The organism is Paraflavitalea sp. (assembly GCF_059502485.1).
The window spans coordinates 40,897-57,774 of the sequence record NZ_JCACET010000011.1; the positions used below are offsets into that span (position 1 = coordinate 40,897).

General features: G+C 44.4%; 17 protein-coding genes. 13 read left to right on the forward strand and 4 right to left on the reverse strand.

Going from position 1 to position 16,878, the window contains the following annotated elements; genetic code table 11:
* The first annotated feature begins 306 nt into the window (after nucleotides 1-306).
* On the forward strand, nucleotides 307-3,306 hold the full coding sequence (locus AC5JBY_RS28020) for a DUF2130 domain-containing protein (RefSeq protein WP_495907992.1): 3,000 nt from the start codon (nucleotides 307-309) through the stop codon (nucleotides 3,304-3,306).
* A gap of 45 nt (nucleotides 3,307-3,351) precedes the next feature.
* Here AC5JBY_RS28020 and AC5JBY_RS28025 read toward each other — a convergent pair whose 3' ends face one another.
* Nucleotides 3,352-4,473 carry a LytTR family transcriptional regulator DNA-binding domain-containing protein gene (locus tag AC5JBY_RS28025; protein WP_495907993.1) on the reverse strand — a complete coding sequence of 374 codons (1,122 nt, stop codon included), beginning with the start codon at nucleotides 4,471-4,473 and terminating at the stop codon, nucleotides 3,352-3,354.
* 170 nt (nucleotides 4,474-4,643) lie between these two features.
* On the opposite strand from AC5JBY_RS28025, the gene AC5JBY_RS28030 reads away from it, so the two are divergent.
* The 3 genes from AC5JBY_RS28030 to AC5JBY_RS28040 all read left to right on the forward strand — a co-directional run bounded on the left by AC5JBY_RS28030 (nucleotide 4,644) and on the right by AC5JBY_RS28040 (nucleotide 7,332).
* Nucleotides 4,644-5,609 carry a heme-binding domain-containing protein gene (locus AC5JBY_RS28030; protein ID WP_495907994.1) on the forward strand — a complete coding sequence of 322 codons (966 nt, stop codon included), beginning with the start codon at nucleotides 4,644-4,646 and terminating at the stop codon, nucleotides 5,607-5,609.
* Nucleotides 5,610-5,611: 2 nt separating this feature from the next.
* Nucleotides 5,612-6,088, forward strand: coding sequence for a hypothetical protein (locus AC5JBY_RS28035; protein WP_495907995.1), 477 nt, complete (start codon nucleotides 5,612-5,614; stop codon nucleotides 6,086-6,088).
* 92 nt (nucleotides 6,089-6,180) lie between these two features.
* The gene (locus AC5JBY_RS28040; RefSeq protein ID WP_495907996.1) at nucleotides 6,181-7,332 is read left to right on the forward strand and encodes a hypothetical protein; all 1,152 of its coding nucleotides are present in this window, start codon (nucleotides 6,181-6,183) and stop codon (nucleotides 7,330-7,332) included.
* A 27-nt stretch (nucleotides 7,333-7,359) separates the two neighbouring features.
* Here the strand turns inward: AC5JBY_RS28040 and AC5JBY_RS28045 are convergent, their stop codons facing one another.
* Nucleotides 7,360-7,941 carry a Crp/Fnr family transcriptional regulator gene (locus AC5JBY_RS28045; protein ID WP_495907997.1) on the reverse strand — a complete coding sequence of 194 codons (582 nt, stop codon included), beginning with the start codon at nucleotides 7,939-7,941 and terminating at the stop codon, nucleotides 7,360-7,362.
* A gap of 151 nt (nucleotides 7,942-8,092) precedes the next feature.
* Between AC5JBY_RS28045 and AC5JBY_RS28050 the strand changes: the two genes are divergently transcribed.
* The 9 genes from AC5JBY_RS28050 to AC5JBY_RS28090 all read left to right on the forward strand — a co-directional run bounded on the left by AC5JBY_RS28050 (nucleotide 8,093) and on the right by AC5JBY_RS28090 (nucleotide 14,714).
* Nucleotides 8,093-8,749, forward strand: a complete 657-nt coding sequence (locus tag AC5JBY_RS28050; RefSeq protein WP_495907998.1) for a hydrolase — start codon at nucleotides 8,093-8,095, stop codon at nucleotides 8,747-8,749.
* Nucleotides 8,750-8,769: 20 nt separating this feature from the next.
* The gene (locus tag AC5JBY_RS28055) at nucleotides 8,770-9,129 is read left to right on the forward strand and encodes a nuclear transport factor 2 family protein (protein WP_495907999.1); all 360 of its coding nucleotides are present in this window, start codon (nucleotides 8,770-8,772) and stop codon (nucleotides 9,127-9,129) included.
* 70 nt (nucleotides 9,130-9,199) lie between these two features.
* Nucleotides 9,200-9,589, forward strand: a complete 390-nt coding sequence (locus AC5JBY_RS28060; RefSeq protein ID WP_495908000.1) for a nuclear transport factor 2 family protein — start codon at nucleotides 9,200-9,202, stop codon at nucleotides 9,587-9,589.
* Entirely contained in the window at nucleotides 9,586-9,906 is a 321-nt protein-coding gene (locus AC5JBY_RS28065; RefSeq protein ID WP_495908001.1) for a MoaF-related domain-containing protein, read from the forward strand. The genes AC5JBY_RS28060 and AC5JBY_RS28065 overlap by 4 nt, the downstream gene beginning before the upstream one ends.
* Nucleotides 9,907-9,987: 81 nt before the next feature.
* On the forward strand, nucleotides 9,988-10,902 hold the full coding sequence (locus tag AC5JBY_RS28070) for a pirin family protein (RefSeq protein ID WP_495908002.1): 915 nt from the start codon (nucleotides 9,988-9,990) through the stop codon (nucleotides 10,900-10,902).
* A gap of 50 nt (nucleotides 10,903-10,952) precedes the next feature.
* Nucleotides 10,953-11,975, forward strand: coding sequence for an LLM class flavin-dependent oxidoreductase (locus AC5JBY_RS28075; RefSeq protein ID WP_495908003.1), 1,023 nt, complete (start codon nucleotides 10,953-10,955; stop codon nucleotides 11,973-11,975).
* 51 nt (nucleotides 11,976-12,026) lie between these two features.
* Nucleotides 12,027-12,305 (forward strand): GNAT family N-acetyltransferase, encoded by a 279-nt coding sequence (locus tag AC5JBY_RS28080; RefSeq protein WP_495908004.1) that lies wholly within the window; start codon nucleotides 12,027-12,029, stop codon nucleotides 12,303-12,305.
* A 153-nt stretch (nucleotides 12,306-12,458) separates the two neighbouring features.
* Nucleotides 12,459-13,601, forward strand: a complete 1,143-nt coding sequence (locus tag AC5JBY_RS28085) for a sterol desaturase family protein (protein WP_495908005.1) — start codon at nucleotides 12,459-12,461, stop codon at nucleotides 13,599-13,601.
* Between the two features lie 90 nt (nucleotides 13,602-13,691).
* Nucleotides 13,692-14,714: an LLM class flavin-dependent oxidoreductase gene (locus AC5JBY_RS28090; protein ID WP_495908006.1), complete on the forward strand. Its 1,023-nt coding sequence runs from the start codon at nucleotides 13,692-13,694 to the stop codon at nucleotides 14,712-14,714.
* Between the two features lie 68 nt (nucleotides 14,715-14,782).
* On the opposite strand, the gene AC5JBY_RS28095 is transcribed toward AC5JBY_RS28090, so the two are convergent.
* Together AC5JBY_RS28095 and AC5JBY_RS28100 are read right to left on the reverse strand one after the other, a co-directional pair.
* Nucleotides 14,783-15,685: an alpha/beta hydrolase gene (locus AC5JBY_RS28095; RefSeq protein ID WP_495908007.1), complete on the reverse strand. Its 903-nt coding sequence runs from the start codon at nucleotides 15,683-15,685 to the stop codon at nucleotides 14,783-14,785.
* A gap of 36 nt (nucleotides 15,686-15,721) precedes the next feature.
* Nucleotides 15,722-16,810: an alkene reductase gene (locus tag AC5JBY_RS28100; protein ID WP_495908008.1), complete on the reverse strand. Its 1,089-nt coding sequence runs from the start codon at nucleotides 16,808-16,810 to the stop codon at nucleotides 15,722-15,724.
* Nucleotides 16,811-16,878 lie beyond the last annotated feature (68 nt).

The window sequence follows — 16,878 nt, forward strand, 5'->3', positions numbered from 1 at the left end:
GCCTATTAGCACACTGTAACATGAGATTGATGTACATTAAGTGCTGAATGGATATCTTTTTAACCCTAATGATGCAAGAGTTTGGATACACCTGAGTAATGATGAGCCAAAGGAGCATTGCTCTGTTTGGTACTGAAGCTGACATAGTAGACAATTCGTATAGGTTGTTTAAAATCTCTATACTGAAACTCCAGCTAGTGGCGAAAGCCAGTCCCGTTTTCCATAAAGTAACAACAATTTGGAAGTCGATTCGATTCAACATCGGAGTATACCTCCGACCCATGATGAAAAGGTGTATCCACTTTTATGAAAGATAAGCTTGATATCAAAGAATACTTTTCTGACAAAGAGTTAATCAAGATTCTTTGCCATAAAAGAGCTATTGCCGCTAAAAAAGGGCACGATGACCATTTCTTTAGAAACATTTCTGCTAAAGCGATGTCGCCTCATAAGCGTTTAGATAAAGAAATATTCTCGTTCTTTCCGCCAAGAAGCCAATGGATTAGATTTAAAAAAAAAGAAAGAGAAATTCGTGGTTCTAATACGGTAGACACTAATTCAAGTCAGTTGGAAAGAACTGTTTGGCGGGAGATAAAAAAACACAAGGGATTAGGGGTGAATTCCCCAACCTGGTTAACTAATCTTCTTGAGTTCACAAACAAAATTCGTCAACTTGTTTTTGATGAGAATGAGAATTATCACATTGCAACTCCAAAAACAATTCCAGTCATAAAAGACTTAATCGAAAAGGCGTATAGGCCAATTTCAGTATTCAGGCTGATCGATTTAATTATCACTGGACAAGTTGCACGGTATCTGTCAAATTGCTTTGACCCATTGTTTTCTGATTCATCATACGCCTTTAGAACTGGAATTCAAAAAGGGAAAGTTTTTAATCATCATAAAGCAGTTGAAGATATTATTGAGTTCAAGAAAAAAGTTGGGAAACCGCTATTTGTATCAGAATGCGACATAAAAAAGTTCTATGATTGTGTGAACCACGAGATAGTTTTAAATGAATTTGCATCAATTGTTAAGGAAGCTAAAGAGATACTTAATATTGAGATAGATAGCCGCGCAGTGTATTTCTTTAACTCTTATTTAAATTCTTTTTCGTTTAATGAGGATATTAAAAAGAAGGAAATCGAATTGCTACGCAAAATCGGTGTTGTAAATGGAACTATTCCTTGGGTGAAAGAATCTGAATTGAATGAAGTAAACTCTAATTCGGCAACTGATAAAATTGGAGTGCCCCAAGGCGGGGCAATTTCATGTCTGGTTGCAAATATCCTTCTGACCAGTGTTGATCGAAAAGTGAATTCAAATTCAGACGAAAATACTTTTTACGGTAGATTTTGTGACGACATGATCTTAATGCACACCGATAGAGAAAAGTGTGAATCACTTTTAGAAATATATCAGAAGTCTCTAAAGGAAATCAAGCTGATTAGTCATAAGCCCTTAGATTTTGATGAATACGGAAAAAAATTCTGGGACGATAAACTAAAATCAAAATTGCCTTACAAATGGGATCAATACAATAAACATAATCCTGAAAGTAAGACCAATGTTCCATGGCTTGCCTTTGTCGGTTATCAAATCAAGTATGATGGATTGGTGAGAGTTAGAAATAAATCCATAAAAAAAGAGTTGAACAAACAGGTTTCTGAAACTGATAAAATTATCAATGTTGTTAGAATGTCGCCGCGAATAAATAAGTTGGCGATAAAATTCAGATTGCAGCAACGGCTGATTTCTATGTCAGTAAGCAGATTTAAATTCGGTTCATCAAATATTTCAATGTGCTGGTGCGCCGGCTTCAAGGTTCTAAAGCTTAATCCCAATGTAACAAACCAAATTAGGCGATTAGATCGAAATAGGGAGAAGCAAATAAAAAGACTTGAGCTATATTTGAAAGGGATTACGACTCCAGTTAAAAAGGCAAAAAAGAAAATAACTCCTTTAAAGTATTACGGACACAGCTATAGCTATTACAAGCAGTTTGAAAATTATTCTAAAAGGAAAATGCATCATATGAACGAAATAATTTGCCCTAATTGTAAAAAAGCATTTAAAATAGACGATGCGGGGTTCGCCGAAATTCTTAAACAAGTTCGGGATCATCAATTTGAAGAGGAATTGCGGAATAGGCTGGAACTGGCCGACAAAGATAAAGAAAGCGCGGTGAAATTAGCTGAAGCAAATGTAAAAAACTCGTTACAAGAACAACTTGCTAAGAAAGAACAGGAATTGACTGAATACAAAGCGCAAAAGGAAGTGGAGTTGTCGCAAAAGTTAAATCAAAAAGACAATGAATTGTCGCGCCTCAGGGCTAAGATAGATAATGTCGAAGTAGAGAAGAAGCTTGCCATCACAGAAGCAACCCAGAAAATTGAAAAGGAACGTGATGAGCTAAATAGCTTGGTTAAACTAAAAGATACAGAAAGGCAACTTCTTGAGAAGTCATTAGCCGAAAAATATTTGGCAGACTTAAAAGAGAAAGATGTAATTATTAAACATAAAGACGAAGAGATTGCACTCAGGAAGGACATGAAGTTAAGGCTGTCAACAAAAATGATAGGAGAAACACTTGAGCAACATTGTGAGACAGAATTTAATAAACTTCGTGCAACGGCGTTTCAGAAAGCATACTTTGAAAAAGATAATGACTCCAAGTCGGGCAGCAAAGGTGATTATATTTATAAAGAGTCTGACGATGCTGGCAATGAAATAATTTCAATAATGTTTGAAATGAAAAATGAAGGGGACGAGACTGTTACAAAAAAACGAAATGAGGATTTCTTAAAAGAATTAGACAAAGACAGAAATGAAAAAAGATGTGAATATGCAGTCCTTGTTTCTCTTTTAGAATCAGATAGCGAGTATTACAATTTAGGAATTGTTGATGTTTCGCACAAATATCCTAAAATGTATGTTGTTCGTCCACAGTTTTTCATCCCAATAATAACACTTCTTCGGAATGCCGCAAAGAACTCGATGGAATATAAGGCAGAGCTTGCCTTAGTGAAAAGCCAAAATATTGATATTACCAATTTCGAGGATAAAATAAATACTTTTAAAGAAGGATTTGCAAGAAATTATGAACTGGCAAGTCGAAAATTCAAAATAGCCATAGAAGAAATTGATAAGACGATTGATCACTTGCAAAAAACAAAGGAGGCTTTATTGTCGTCGGACAACAATCTTCGCCTTGCAAATCAGAAAGCGGAAGATTTGACGATTAAAAAATTAGTTCATGGCAACTCTACAATGAGGGCGAAATTCGATGAATTAGATAAGCAATGATAAGTTGAAGCCTCTGGAACGCGCTATGGACTATTGGGCGTAGCTTTACCTATCAAGCCATTTTTTAAATTCCGCTACTTTGTTTTTGCTGATGATGATATCCTCCGGCGGCAGGGGATGTGTGATCAGTTGCAACTGGTTCCTGCCATAGACCAGGATGGTCTTAATGGCATTGACATTAACTATAAATTGTCTGTTGGCCCGGTAAAAAACATCGTTGTCCAGTTGCTTTGCCAATTCGTCTAAACTGATGTTGAGGGAATACTGCTGGTTCAGGAATGTTTGCACCAATACATTGTTTTGCGAAAGATAAATGAACGCTATATCGCGTACCTCCACCATGGCCATTTCGTCGCGTACATAGGTTACGAGGCGCTTGCGGCTGTTTTCAGTAGCATTAATATTGGTATTGACCGTGATCGTTTCTTTTTCCTGCTCCCTTTGTCTTTCCTGGGATAGCTCCAGTTGCCGATTAAGCATGGTGAGGTTATTGACTTCTTCATTGAGCCGTCCGATCTCTTGTTCCATCCTGCCTTCGTATTTGCGGTAGATCAGTCTTATTAACCCATAACAGCTTGCTGATATAATGATGACCATCAGTAATACGCCGATCATAAACCGCTGGTAGAGGTTGTCTAACTGGACTTGTAAAACGGCTATATTGGCGTGCGCCGCCACCATCCAGTCACTTCCTTTTACCGGATAAACGGTTACAATTTCAGCGCTGCGATGTTTTTCCTCCGGGAAACTGCGAATCCCTGCGTCGGCATTTCCCGATCGCAGGATATTGCTGAAGTCCTCCTCTCCTGCTCTACCGGCAAATTTCGAGTTGGTAGCTTCTATTTTTTGCCCCACGAGAGAGGGATTGGGATGGCACAATTCGATACCCTGCGTATTGTACATGCAGAGGAATTCGCTTTGCACATCCGTATTGAGGATGCTTTGCTGGAGGTTGTCAATCACTTTTTGGGGAGGAATGCCATTTTGTAACTGCTGTTCCAGCATCCGGCCTACTTCGCGGGTTTCGCGTCTGCCCGACTCCATTTTACTACTCCAAAGGGCCTCTTTGGCGCTGTTGTAAAAATAACGGAACATGCCAATGCCCACCAGGAGTACGATCAGGCTAATGCCAGTAAAGGTGAAAATATAAAGCCTTGTTTTTTTCATTTTGTACAAATGGCTAAATTAGATGGAAAGGGTAATAATTGGCGGTACCCTCTTTCCTTTTCGGGGCTCTCTTATTCCCTTTCGCCCTTCAAACTTGCCCTTTCCCGACAGCTGTATTCCGTAACCTAATGCTTATCAATAGGTTTGCATTGTCTATTAAAAAGTATACAATGAAAAAAAAGCTGAGTATTATCCTCCTGATCTTCCTGGCCATCTTCGGGTTGATGCAGTTCTTTCGTCCGGAAAAGCTGTCTAATTCGCCGGCTGCAGACCTGGCCGGGGTGCCGGCAGCGGTAAATGATGTTCTCCGAAATGCCTGTTATGACTGTCACTCTTCCCAAACCAACCTGCGTTGGTATGACCAGCTCACTCCTGCCAATTATTTCGTGTATGGTCATATCCGCGACGCGCGGAAGGCGTTGAACTTTTCGAGGTGGGATTCGATGGCCACGCCTGCCCAGAACAATACTTTGTATTATGCGCTGAATAAAATCATGGAAGGTGAAATGCCTTTGCCGGCCTATACATTAATACATAGGGATGCTAAGCTGAAGCCGGCGGACATTGAAACCCTTAAGAAATATGCGTTTTCCCGTACCCCTCGCTCAATAACCGATACTACGCAGATCGGGGTGGCCAACAAAGAATACGCTGATTTCATCCAGGGCAAACTGGCCCCTGCTTCGAAGGTAGCACCCGCGCCCAATGGTATCGATTATATCCCCGATTATCGCAGCTGGAAAGTAATGAGCACGACTGATCGCTTCGACAACGGTACGCTGCGTATCATCTTTGCCAATGACATTGCTGTAAAGGCTATCCAGGAACACCAGACAAAAAACTGGCCCGACGGTGCTGTTTTTGCCAAGACCGCGTGGAAGCAGCAGGTCAATGCAGATGGCTCAGTCTCTGCCGGCGCTTTTTGGCAAGTGGAGTTTATGATCAAGGATGCCCGTAAATATGCGCAAACAGCGGGTTGGGGCTGGGCACGCTGGCGGGGCGACAAACTAAAACCTTATGGTGAAAACGCCTTGTTTACCACCGAATGTGTATCCTGCCATCAGCCCATGAAAGACAATGACTTTGTATTTACCAAACCGTTAAACCTGCTGATCCCCACTCAACAAACTAAATAATCATGAAAAACATATTGTCTGCAGTGATTGCGCTTACGGCCATTGCACTGTTAAATAGTTGCCAGTCCGGCCCTGTATTAGGATTGAATGAAGAGGCTTCGGTGCGTGTAGCAGATGAGCTGCCAGAAAACCCATTACTGCTTCATGCCATTACCAGCGGCGTGCAGCCCAAAGACAGCACCATGTACACCTTGTATGGTAATGATACTGCCTTTGCTTATGCAAGCAGCCACGGCGATAATGTTTATCCTGCCGAGGCTGTACTGTATGAAGTGACCTGGCGGCAACAGGCCGATGAACAATGGGTGGGCGGCAACGTGCCGAAAGCGATCATGACCATCGAACGTGTGGAGTATGTGGCCAACGGGCAAGTAGTGTATACACTTTATCAGGGCACTCCTTTAAAAAAGGTTGCTGCAGCAGATCCTGGATCACGTTTAGAGGTTATCTCCGGACAACGGATGGCTGTGTCGCCTTGAGGGCTTTCTTTGCTGGGCCAGTGTGCAGTAGACCTCGTCAATTTTATCTTTACTTTAATATGAGCTGGCTTCAATTTTGATTGGGTATAGGTATGAAAAGCTTCCCTTTATTACTATTTATCGCCTTGCTGCTGTCGGCGTCCGTTCAGGCGCGGCAGTCGACAGGCCGATTAGATATACAACTCGACAAAAACATTCTTAAACCTGGCGATTCATTGCTTGTAACAGTGGATTATGTAGCTGGCGCTGGTCAACTACTGAACCAATCGCTGGCAACACTGGAGCTGGTGATTGAAAACAAAGAGGGCCGGCGCACTCGTCTCCGCTGGCCGGTGATCGATGGACGGGCTTCCGGTAAAATATTCTTACCTGATTCTTTGCCGCTCGGCCAATACACATTGCTGGCTGGTTTGCAGCAACGATTTTTCGAAGTGATTGGCCAGATAAAAGACGTCAGGAATATAGGAAGTATACAAGCGATGCTTCTCACCAAAACCGGCGACTGGGACGAGCAAAAAGTAACGGTGACTCCGGACGGCACCTTCGCTATCCGTAACTGGCTATTTGAAGACAATGCATTGTTGGCTTTCCATCGAGCAAAAGATAATAATCAACCGCTGAATATCAGCATCAGTAGTCAACTTGATTCCACCTTTGAACCCCTGGCCGTTGCAGGAAGGACCTTTTACATAGGCAACCCGCCGGCAGCGGTGCGGCCAAGCCTGAATAAGCCTGTTGAAACCCCGGAAGCGCTTTTTGCAGATCGCGGTATTATGCTCCCAGCGGTCATTGTAAGAAGAACCGCCAAAACCCGTGCGCAGCAATTTAATGAAGAATATGTCAGCGGTTTGTTCCGGTCAGGAGACGAGCGTTTGATTGATATTATGGATGACCCCAGCGCGATTGGTTTTATCAATGTTTTTAACTATCTGCAAGGCAGGGTGGCTGGTTTGCAAATAGCGCCGACAGGCGCTGCTTCGTGGCGTGGTGGTCAGGTAACGTTCTTTCTGGATGAAGTAAGGGTGTCTGCTCAACAGATAGGCAATATACCCATGACTGATATTACCATTGTAAAAGCGTATCCCCCACCTTTTATCGGCGCTCCAGGTGGCGGCGCCGGGATTGCCGTTTATACCCGTAGGGGTGGCGAAGCCAATTATTTACCCGTCAACAGGCAGGTGTTTAAAGTACGAGGCTACACGCCATCTGCAATAGTGTTGGACATGAATAAGCTAAGGTTATAGTTATAAAAACATCTGTAGCGTATTCAACTATTTTTTAAGGAGTTTGCTTTTGACACGGCTCAGCGTATCTTTTGTGAAGCCAAGGTAGGAAGCAATGACATGCTGGGGGAAACGTTCAAGTAATGCAGGATAACAGGCAGCGAAGTCTGCGTACCGCTTTTCTGCAGATGCGCTTATCGCTGAGGTAATTCTTCTCTGATTGGCGATATTGTTGTTGTCGTCCAGTTGCCGCAGCATTTCGCAGAAAGCAGGGATTTTCATCAGTGCGAGTGCATTGGGCCTACTGATGATCAGCATCTCTGTATTTTCCCAGGCATCAATATTATATATACTGGGGGTATTCATGACCCAGCTTTCTCTGTCCCCCATCCACCAGTTCTCTATACCCAGGCGGACAATATGCTCATTCCCTTTATCATCAACAGTATATTGCCTCATAGCTCCTTTTAAGATAAAGGCAAAGTGCCTGCACTGGTTACCCTCCTGTAAAAAATATTGCCTTCTTCTTAATTTGAATGGCGTAAAAGCCTGCCTATACTGCTCCTTTTCATCAGCCGTTATGGGTGCGGAACTAAACTGTTGGATGTAATCAAAAAGAGCATCATACATATTTACCTCTTTAAGCAAATTTAGAATTAAATACGCATATCTGGCAGTTGGGAAAACGTCGACCTATGTCGACGTTTTTTTTCGATGTAGATCATCTTTTGGCAATATCCTTAAAATGAAATTTGCTCCTCATCATTCAATTATCAGCATCATGTCGAAAAACGTAAAAACAGGTCTTGAAGCTTTGCTCCGTCCAGAGGACAGTATCTTAGTATTGATCGATCACCAGCCTTTCCAGTTTGCTAATCTGAACAGTCAAGAACCATCTATGATCATCAACGCTGTAGCAGGACTTTCCAAAGCGGCGAAAGTATTCGATGTGCCGACGATCCTGACCACGGTTGTCGAAGAACGCGGTGGTTACCTGATCAAGCAGATACAGGAAGTGTTTCCTGAACAGAAACCAATCAACCGCACCTTCATTAACACCTGGCAGGACCCTGCTGTTACTGATATTGTAGCAAAAAGCGGCCGCAAGCAACTTATTATCGCAGGTTTGTGGACAGAGGTTTGTGTGGCAATGCCGGCCATTCAGGCTGCAGGTGAAGGCTATGATGTATTCGTGGTTACTGATGCCAGCGGCTCAGTTTCAGCGGAAGCTCACGATATGGCTGTACGCCGTATGGTTCAACATGGTATTACGCCGATCAACTGGATAGCTGTAGTCTCTGAATGGCAGCGTGACTGGGCCCGCATGGAGTCCGCCACCAAAATCGTGGATGTGTTGCTAAACCACGGCGGCGCAAGTGGTGTGGCTTATGCGTGGGAACTGCAATTACTCAATACACCTGTACCTGCAAGTCATTAGTAATAAAAAGAGCATCAATCATGAGCAACGAAACAGCACAACTGATGACTGATAATCTTGATCAGGTCTGGAACGAAAGAGATCCGGATGCCCGGCTAAAGGCCATTAAAAGAATTTACAGCGACACAGCGATCCTGTATCATGTCGGCGATCAGGTAGCAGGGCACGAGCAGATCAATAACAGTGTTACTGCTGTGCAACAAAGCCTGCCGGTAGGGTTCCGGTTCACGTTGCTTAAGCCTGTTTTGGTGAATCACAATATCGGCAGGGCGATCTGGGGTGCAGGACCGAAAGGGCAGCCTGCTGCCTCGACCGGAATGGACATTGCGTATTTTGAAAATGGCAGGATCAAATCACTCTACGTCTTCCTGGAAAGCTGAAAATATCAGTGCACTGAAGGGTTCGAAATAATTTAAAGAATAAAACAGGCGAGCTATTTAAACTACCGAAATGACAAACAAAGAAATAGTAGTAAAGGCAATGCAAGCGTTTTTTGTTGACAGGGACCACAACGCGATCGAACGTTACTGGGCAGCAACTTATGTTCAGCATAATCCATCGATGATCAATGGTCATCAAGGGCTTCGGGATATCCTTAATAACAGTATCGATACAGGCTTTAAATGGGTTCCCGGTATTTTTATCGAAAAGGATGACCTGGTGATCTCACACAGTGAGGTGCATGGGTGGGGGCCGAACCCGTTGATCGTAGTAGATATTTTCAGGTTTGTGGATGGGAAGATCGCAGAACACTGGGACGTGGTACAGGAAGAAGTGCCTGCAGAAAAAACGGCCAGTGGTAATTCAATGAGTTCATTCAACTACACTGCCGCAAAATGAAAAATAATTTAACAGGCAAATTGTTCCTGGCTGACCTGGGGGCGTTCAAATCTGAACTTTTCTTCGAGTCCGATGACTCACTGGTTTTTAAGATTGTTGAAGGTGGTGGACCTGGAGAACCGGGGCATACCGAAAAGGTACAGATCACAGTGGCTGAGGTGAGGCCGCAGGTTTATATGGTTTGCTGGAAAGAAGCCACCGGATCGACAGTAACACATGTGGAAGACCATGAGAACGGGATACTTTACAGTAACGCTACCTTACCGGATGGTAGCTTTTATCCTATGAAAGGGACTATACGCCCTTTGCAGCAATAAGGTGCCACAGGACGAATTTGTAATGTTTATTCACTGACCTACCCACAGGATTTGCTCAACGCTTAACTTAGAAGAAAAAATATGCTGGATATAGTTATATCATCAAGGCAAGCGGAGATCGCTGCGGGATTTGCGGTCAAACGTATTTTGCCATATCAGCTTCGGCGGATGGTGGGGCCGTTTATATTTATGGATCATGGCGGACCGATCAGTGTGCCTGCTACTGTTGCCGGCGGTTTGGATGTTCTGCCGCATCCTCATATTGGTTTATCGACCGTAAGTTACCTGTTCAGCGGTGAGGTCACGCATCGTGATTCTCTGGGAGTAGAACAGGTGATCAAACCCGGCGAGGTGAACTGGATGACGGCGGGAAAAGGCATTGCGCACAGTGAACGGCTGGAAGACCCGGCGATAAGGGCAGGCTCCAAACTGGAGATGATACAAACCTGGGTAGCGCTGCCTGAAAAGGATGAGGAATCGGATCCATCGTTCAGGAATTTTGCATCGGATGAGTTGCCGGTATTTACCGACACCGGCGTTTGGATGCGCCTGATCGCGGGAGAGGCGTTCGGTTTGAAAAGCGAAGTGAAGACTGCTTCCCCTTTATTTTATCTGCATGCCGTATTGGATGCAGGTACCCGTTTCGGCATACCGCAGGGGTACAGTGAAAGAGGCGTTTATGTGGCGAATGGCAGCGTTACGGTCAATGGCATCATCTACCAGGCCGGACAGTTATTGGTATTCACGCCCGGTGTTGACCCCGTGATCGTCGCCCACGAGCATGCGACCCTGATGATGCTGGGTGGCGAACATCTGGGCGACCGGCATATCTGGTGGAATTTTGTGTCGAGCAGAAAAGAAAGGATCGAGCAGGCCAAGGAGGACTGGAAACAGGGGCGCATACAATTGCCTCCTACAGATAACGAGGAATACATTCCGCTGCCTGAAACAAAATCAAAGCCTGCCGGAGGGCCGCCGCCTAACGCGCTGTCCTGAGCTACCGGCCGCAGGGCGGTTATATAACAATAACAAACAGAAAGAATATTATGGAAATAGGAGTAGACAGTTTTGCCTCAGCGATGTATGGAAGCAATGAACTGGGCAGTGAAGCTGCTATGGAACAGTTACTGGACAGGATCGTTGCGGCCGATGAGGCCGGGCTGGATGTTTTTGGGATCGGTGAACATCATAAAAAAGAGTTTTTGGATTCTGTTCCTTCTATGATCCTGGCCGCCGCCGCAGCCCGGACCAAACATATCCGGCTAACGAGTGCCGTGACCGTACTGAGCACTTCAGATCCTGTAAGGGTATTTCAGCATTTTTCAACGCTCGATATCATCTCAAAAGGCCGGGCAGAGATTGTGGCCGGCCGGGGTTCGGCTATTGAAGCATACCCGCTGTTTGGTTTTGACCTGGATGACTATGATGCTTTATTTGAAGAAAAGCTGCAATTGCTGCTGCAGATCCGGGACAAAGAATTCGTTACCTGGTCTGGAAAGTTCAGGCCGGCATTAAAAAACCAGCCCGTATATCCACGTCCTGTCCAGGAAAAATTGCCTGTTTGGGTGGGTGTCGGCGGAACTCCTCAGTCATTCATCCGTGCGGGTAAGTTGGGGCTTCCACTGATGGTGGCTATCATTGGCGGCGAAACGGAGCGTTTCCGGCCAATGGTAGACCTTTACCGGAAGTCCGGTGCAGACGCCGGCTTCAGCCCTGAGCAGCTCAAGGTCGGATTACATTCTCCAGGGTACGTCGGCGAGGATGACCAGTCGGCTGTCGAGGATTACTATCCCGGATATGCGGAATTATGGACCAAAGCGGGCAAAGAACGCGGATGGCCGCCGGTAACCAGAAGGCAGTTCGATGTTCAGATAGCACCAAAAGGTGTGCTTGTTGTCGGCGGGCCGGAAACGGTCGCTGAAAAGCTTATCCGTCATAGTGAAGCTTTGGGTGGGGTTGATCGTTTTACCTTCCAGATGGACAATGCCGGTCTCACCCATCAGCAATTATTGCGGTCGATCGAACTGATCGGAAAAAAGGTTATCCCTCTTATAAAGCAGTCGTTATAGCTGATGTTTAAGCCCTTAATACAGCAGCGGTGAATTATAAAATAAGACATCATGGAAATACTATTGAAAGAACACGACACTAAAGGATTTGCTATAGCTCAGGAGCATGAAAAGCGCGCAGGAATAATGAGCTATTCCATCGCCGGGCCGAATTTGATCATCATAGACCATACCGTTGTAGAGCCCGGGTATCAGGGTAGAGATGTTGGTAAGCAAATGCTTTATAAAATTGTGGAAATGGCGCGAGAGAAAAAGATCAAGATCATACCTCTGTGCCCGTTTGCGGCAGCTATGTTTAAAAAAACGGAACATATTAAGGACGTGTTGTGATCACATGTTTATTCTGGCAATGGTGCACTTCAAACATTAAACTATACCATTCACAAGAAAAATATTACCATCCATTCATTACAATTTCATGCTGATGCAGGCCATTCATACTTTGCAGCTTGTTGTATCGTTATCTACCTGAATATATGAATTATGCCTACACCTGCTCAGCGTCTTAAAATCGGCGAAGGAAAAATCAGTGGCTATTCGTCGATATTTCTTGGCTTGCTTTCTCTGACCGGCGTTATTTGTTTTAAATACCCGGAGTGGCTCACCACCCCTCAATTCAGGGAAGTATATACCGGGGAGTCTATGAAAATATTGCTGACGGCTACTATCATCGCTTCTTTTTTATTTGCGCTCGTCAGTTTTATACTTAGCAAGCAAAAGAAATGGGCCATGACGGGATTGGTGATCTGCACGCTGGCCATTGTTTTTGGCGGGTTGCAGGTACAAGGCCGGGCAGTTGAAAAGAGTAGCTGGAGTTTGGGTGTTGACTGGTTGTTGCTCGATCTGTTGCTGATGGCTGTGATCTTTGTACCTATTGAAATGGTGTTTCCTAAGAATAAGCAGCAAAGCAAATTCCATGAAGAATGGAGGACCGACCTGCTTTATTTTGTGATCAGCCATTTGTTCATTCAATTCTTTGGGGTGATCACCCAGAAGCCGGCAAAACTATTCTTTGGATGGATCGGACTGTCGGAGGTGCAGCATTGGGTACAACAGCTTCCTTATGTGATCGAGCTTTTCTTCGCCTTCCTGGTTACTGACCTTTTTCAATATGCCGCGCATCGCTTTTTCCATTCGCATACCTACCTGTGGCGTTTCCATTCCGTGCATCATTCCACCAAGAATATGGATTGGCTGGCCGGATCAAGGACGCATTTTGTAGATATTTTTGTGACCCGGTCTATGACTTTCATTCCGCTGTATGTTTTTGGATTTTCGGAGATCACTTTCAATACGTATATCATCTTCATGGCGATCCACGCTGTGCTGATCCATGCCAACACGCGGATCAACTTTGGCTTCCTGAAATACATTTTTGCCACGCCCCAGTATCATCACTGGCATCATTGCGAAGATCCCAGGTATTATGGCAAGAACTTCGCCACCATCTTCCCGTTTATCGATATGATTTTCGGCACTTACTATCTGCCTGGTAATACCTGGCCCGAAGGTACCGGGCTGAGGGAGGCTCATTTTCCGAAGGGATATGTGAACCAACTGGTGTATCCTTTTACTAAGAGCCCTTTTGATGAAAATCTTGATATGGAGAATGAGACCAAGCGGTAGGTGGTATCCCGCGGGAAACCTTGTGTGGCAGCATTTCTTCATTTGATAGTTCTACCTTTGTAAAAGCTATTTACAATTGAAAAGAGACGTATGAAGAAGATAGGATTTTTATCGTTTGGGCATTGGTCTAATCATCCGGCCTATAAAACGCGCACAGCCAGTGATACGTTGCTGCAGTCTATCGATCTGGCTGTGGCTGCCGAGGAGATTGGTTTAGATGGCGCTTATTTTCGGGTGCATCATTTTGCAGCTCAGCTGGCCTCTCCCTTTCCTTTGCTTTCGGCTATTGGCGCCAAAACAAGTAAGATCGAGATTGGAACGGGTGTCATCGATATGCGTTATGAAAACCCGCTGTATATGGTAGAGGATGCGGGCGCTGCCGACCTGATTTCGCGCGGGCGGTTGCAGCTGGGTATCAGCAGGGGTTCGCCCGAGCAGGTGATCGATGGATGGCGGTATTTTGGTTATGAACCAGCCGAAGGGGAAACGGATTCCGATATGGGACGTCGAAAGGCGCTGGAATTCCTGGATAAGCTAAAGGGTGTTGGATTTGCCCAGCCTAACCCCTACCCGATGTTTCCGAATCCGCCAGGCTTGCTGCGTTTGGAGCCTCATTCTCCAGGATTGCGGGAACGCATCTGGTGGGGTGCTGCTTCCAATGCAACAGCTGTCTGGGCTGCCGAACAGGGAATGCTTCTGCAAAGTTCTACCTTAAAATTTGATGAAAGCGGCAAGCCGTTCCATATACAGCAAGCGGAACAGATCAGGTTGTATAAAGAAGCGTGGAAAAAAGCGGGTCACCAGCGTGAACCGAGGGTGTCGGTGAGCCGGTCTATTTTTGCGCTGATGAATGATCAGGACAGGTTATACTTTGGAAGGGATGTGAATGGGACCGACAAAATTGGTATGATCGAAGCCGATAAACGCGCCATTTTCGGAAAAAGCTATGCCGGTGAACCGGATCAGTTGATCAAGGAGCTGGCGAAGGACGAAGCTATCCAGGAAGCTGACACGGTTCTTTTAACGATACCTAATACATTGGGCGTGGATTATAATGTGCATGTGCTGTCTTCTATTCTGAAGCATGTTGCTCCCGGATTGGGCTGGCGTTAAATTATTATATATTGAAGAAGCCTGCAGTACCTTAGTTCTGCAGGCTTCTTCCTTTTTAAGCATCGTGCTTATTTGCGATTGATAAACTCTTTGATGTCATTCACTGCTTCAATGGATGCCGGAGTGTCAATGTGTGAAAATATCCAAACATGTTTCTGACCTGAAAACTCTTTCATTGTTGCTTTTGTCTGAATGGGTTTGATATAAGTGTAGAAGTTTTTTGTATCATCATTCAATACTTCGTCTGTACCTACCAATAGAAGAACCGGAGGGAATTTTGTAAATTTTAATTCGCTGGGGTCTGCTTCTTTCATCCTACCCTGGGCATACAATAAAGCGTGTTCATACAGGAAATTTTTGTTTAAAATCGGATCAACTGCCTGCTTTGTCGTGTAGGAATTATTATTACACTTCAAATCAATCCATGGCGATATTAAAGCTATTGAATTGGGTAAAGGGAGGTTGGTTTTCTGTGCATCGTGTACCAGTGTGATTGCAAGGCCACCGCCTGCACTGTCGCCAATGATCGTGATTTTATAACCAGGATATTTCTTCTTTAGTTCACGGTACACTTTTAATACTTCATTGTTGGCAGCAGGGAAAGGATGCTCAGGTGACAGGGAATACTCAACATATAAAATTGGTAAGTTCAATGACCTGGCTAAATGGCTTAGCATGGCGCGGTAAGCATTTATATTGCCATATGTATATACGCCTCCATGTAAATACATGACAATGTTTTTTTGTGTGAGTTGGTTTTGGTTAAACCAATAGCTTTTTACGCCTGCGATTTCTGTTGCAGCTATTGCTATAGTGCTATCCGGTGGGTATACTTTGCCAAGTGTTTCATAGAAGCTTCTGAATCCATGAATGTTTTGCATTGTGCTATCGGGGATGTTTTGTGCGTTTACGCTTGAAAAACTAAATTGGAGCATGCTCATGATGAAAGCCAGTTTTACTATTGTGTTCATTTTTTTGGGTTTAAAATTTGAATAGTTTGATTTGTATTATTTCTCCTCTTTTAGAAATGGATAATCAGTGTAGCCTTGTTCTCCCCCTCCAAACATTGTAGCTCTGTCGGGTTGATTGAGTGGGGCATCTTTTTCAAATCGCCTGGGCAGATCGGGATTTGCCAGGAATAATGTTCCAAATGAAATGAGCCTGGCTATTCCTTTTTCGAGTTCTGCTTCAGCTGTTTCTTTGTCGTAAGCGGTGTTGGCAATGACTGTATGTTTTATCATTTTTCCGAATAACTCTATTTCGTCATCTGTGGGATAGTGTGGGACCGGTGGGAACATTGGGCCACGCTTCATTAGCTCTATGAAGGCAAAGTCCAGCCTGTTGAGTTCCTGAATGAGGTAGGTGTAGGTGGCTACAGGATTATCCAGCACAATGTCTGCGTAGGGATGGAAAGGTGAAATCTTTATCCCCACTTTGTCTCCGCCGACCGCGCTTATCAATTCCTGCATGATTTCCAATACAAAGCGTGCTTTGTTTTCAACACTGCCGCCATATTCATCGGTTCTCTTGTTAGCGCTTTCTGCTAAAAACTGATTGGGTAAATAGCCGTTTGCTGCATGCAACTCCACGCCATCAAAGCCCGCTTCTATTGCATTTTTTGCAGCCTGTCCGTAGTCTTTTATTATTTGTTTGATCTCGTCAATGGTAAGTGCCTGTGGGGTTTCGTATTCTTTGATGCCCTGCGAGGTAAAATGGTTCATTCCTGTAATGGCTACGGCAGATGGTGCGTGTGGTAAAGCGCCTTTTCTGTCTATCGAGTGGCCTACACGACCTGTGTGCCAAAGCTGGGCGATAATAATGCCTCCATTGTCGTGAACAGATCTTGTGACTTTTTTCCAAGCTTCAATTTGTGCCTGGGTATAAATGCCAGGTGTAAAAGGGCTGCCTGTAGCCTGTTCGCTAATGTTGATTGCTTCGGTGAAAAGTAGCCCGGCACTTACTCTTTGTGTATAATATTGAACTGTTAAATCTCCCACTACCCCGTTTATGTTTGCACGGCTCCTGGTCATGGCAGACATTGCCATTTTGTTTTTAAGGCTTAGTTTACCTATTTGTATCTGTTGTAATAGTTGCATTTTATATTTTTTATAGTTTTTGATTATTCTCAATGCAAAGATGATTCGATGAAGGAAGAGGGACTTGT

Coding starts and splice junctions, on each gene's coding strand:
- AC5JBY_RS28090 (WP_495908006.1), top strand. CDS start 13,692: ATGAAGAAGATAGGATTTTTATCGTTTGGGCATTGGTCTAATCATCCG.
- AC5JBY_RS28055 (WP_495907999.1), top strand. CDS start 8,770: ATGAGCAACGAAACAGCACAACTGATGACTGATAATCTTGATCAGGTC.
- AC5JBY_RS28030 (WP_495907994.1), top strand. CDS start 4,644: ATGAAAAAAAAGCTGAGTATTATCCTCCTGATCTTCCTGGCCATCTTC.
- AC5JBY_RS28020 (WP_495907992.1), top strand. CDS start 307: ATGAAAGATAAGCTTGATATCAAAGAATACTTTTCTGACAAAGAGTTA.
- AC5JBY_RS28085 (WP_495908005.1), top strand. CDS start 12,459: ATGCCTACACCTGCTCAGCGTCTTAAAATCGGCGAAGGAAAAATCAGT.
- AC5JBY_RS28040 (WP_495907996.1), top strand. CDS start 6,181: ATGAAAAGCTTCCCTTTATTACTATTTATCGCCTTGCTGCTGTCGGCG.
- AC5JBY_RS28050 (WP_495907998.1), top strand. CDS start 8,093: ATGTCGAAAAACGTAAAAACAGGTCTTGAAGCTTTGCTCCGTCCAGAG.
- AC5JBY_RS28035 (WP_495907995.1), top strand. CDS start 5,612: ATGAAAAACATATTGTCTGCAGTGATTGCGCTTACGGCCATTGCACTG.
- AC5JBY_RS28080 (WP_495908004.1), top strand. CDS start 12,027: ATGGAAATACTATTGAAAGAACACGACACTAAAGGATTTGCTATAGCT.
- AC5JBY_RS28075 (WP_495908003.1), top strand. CDS start 10,953: ATGGAAATAGGAGTAGACAGTTTTGCCTCAGCGATGTATGGAAGCAAT.
- AC5JBY_RS28045 (WP_495907997.1), bottom strand. CDS start 7,941: ATGTATGATGCTCTTTTTGATTACATCCAACAGTTTAGTTCCGCACCC.
- AC5JBY_RS28060 (WP_495908000.1), top strand. CDS start 9,200: ATGACAAACAAAGAAATAGTAGTAAAGGCAATGCAAGCGTTTTTTGTT.
- AC5JBY_RS28100 (WP_495908008.1), bottom strand. CDS start 16,810: ATGCAACTATTACAACAGATACAAATAGGTAAACTAAGCCTTAAAAAC.
- AC5JBY_RS28070 (WP_495908002.1), top strand. CDS start 9,988: ATGCTGGATATAGTTATATCATCAAGGCAAGCGGAGATCGCTGCGGGA.
- AC5JBY_RS28095 (WP_495908007.1), bottom strand. CDS start 15,685: ATGAACACAATAGTAAAACTGGCTTTCATCATGAGCATGCTCCAATTT.
- AC5JBY_RS28065 (WP_495908001.1), top strand. CDS start 9,586: ATGAAAAATAATTTAACAGGCAAATTGTTCCTGGCTGACCTGGGGGCG.
- AC5JBY_RS28025 (WP_495907993.1), bottom strand. CDS start 4,473: ATGAAAAAAACAAGGCTTTATATTTTCACCTTTACTGGCATTAGCCTG.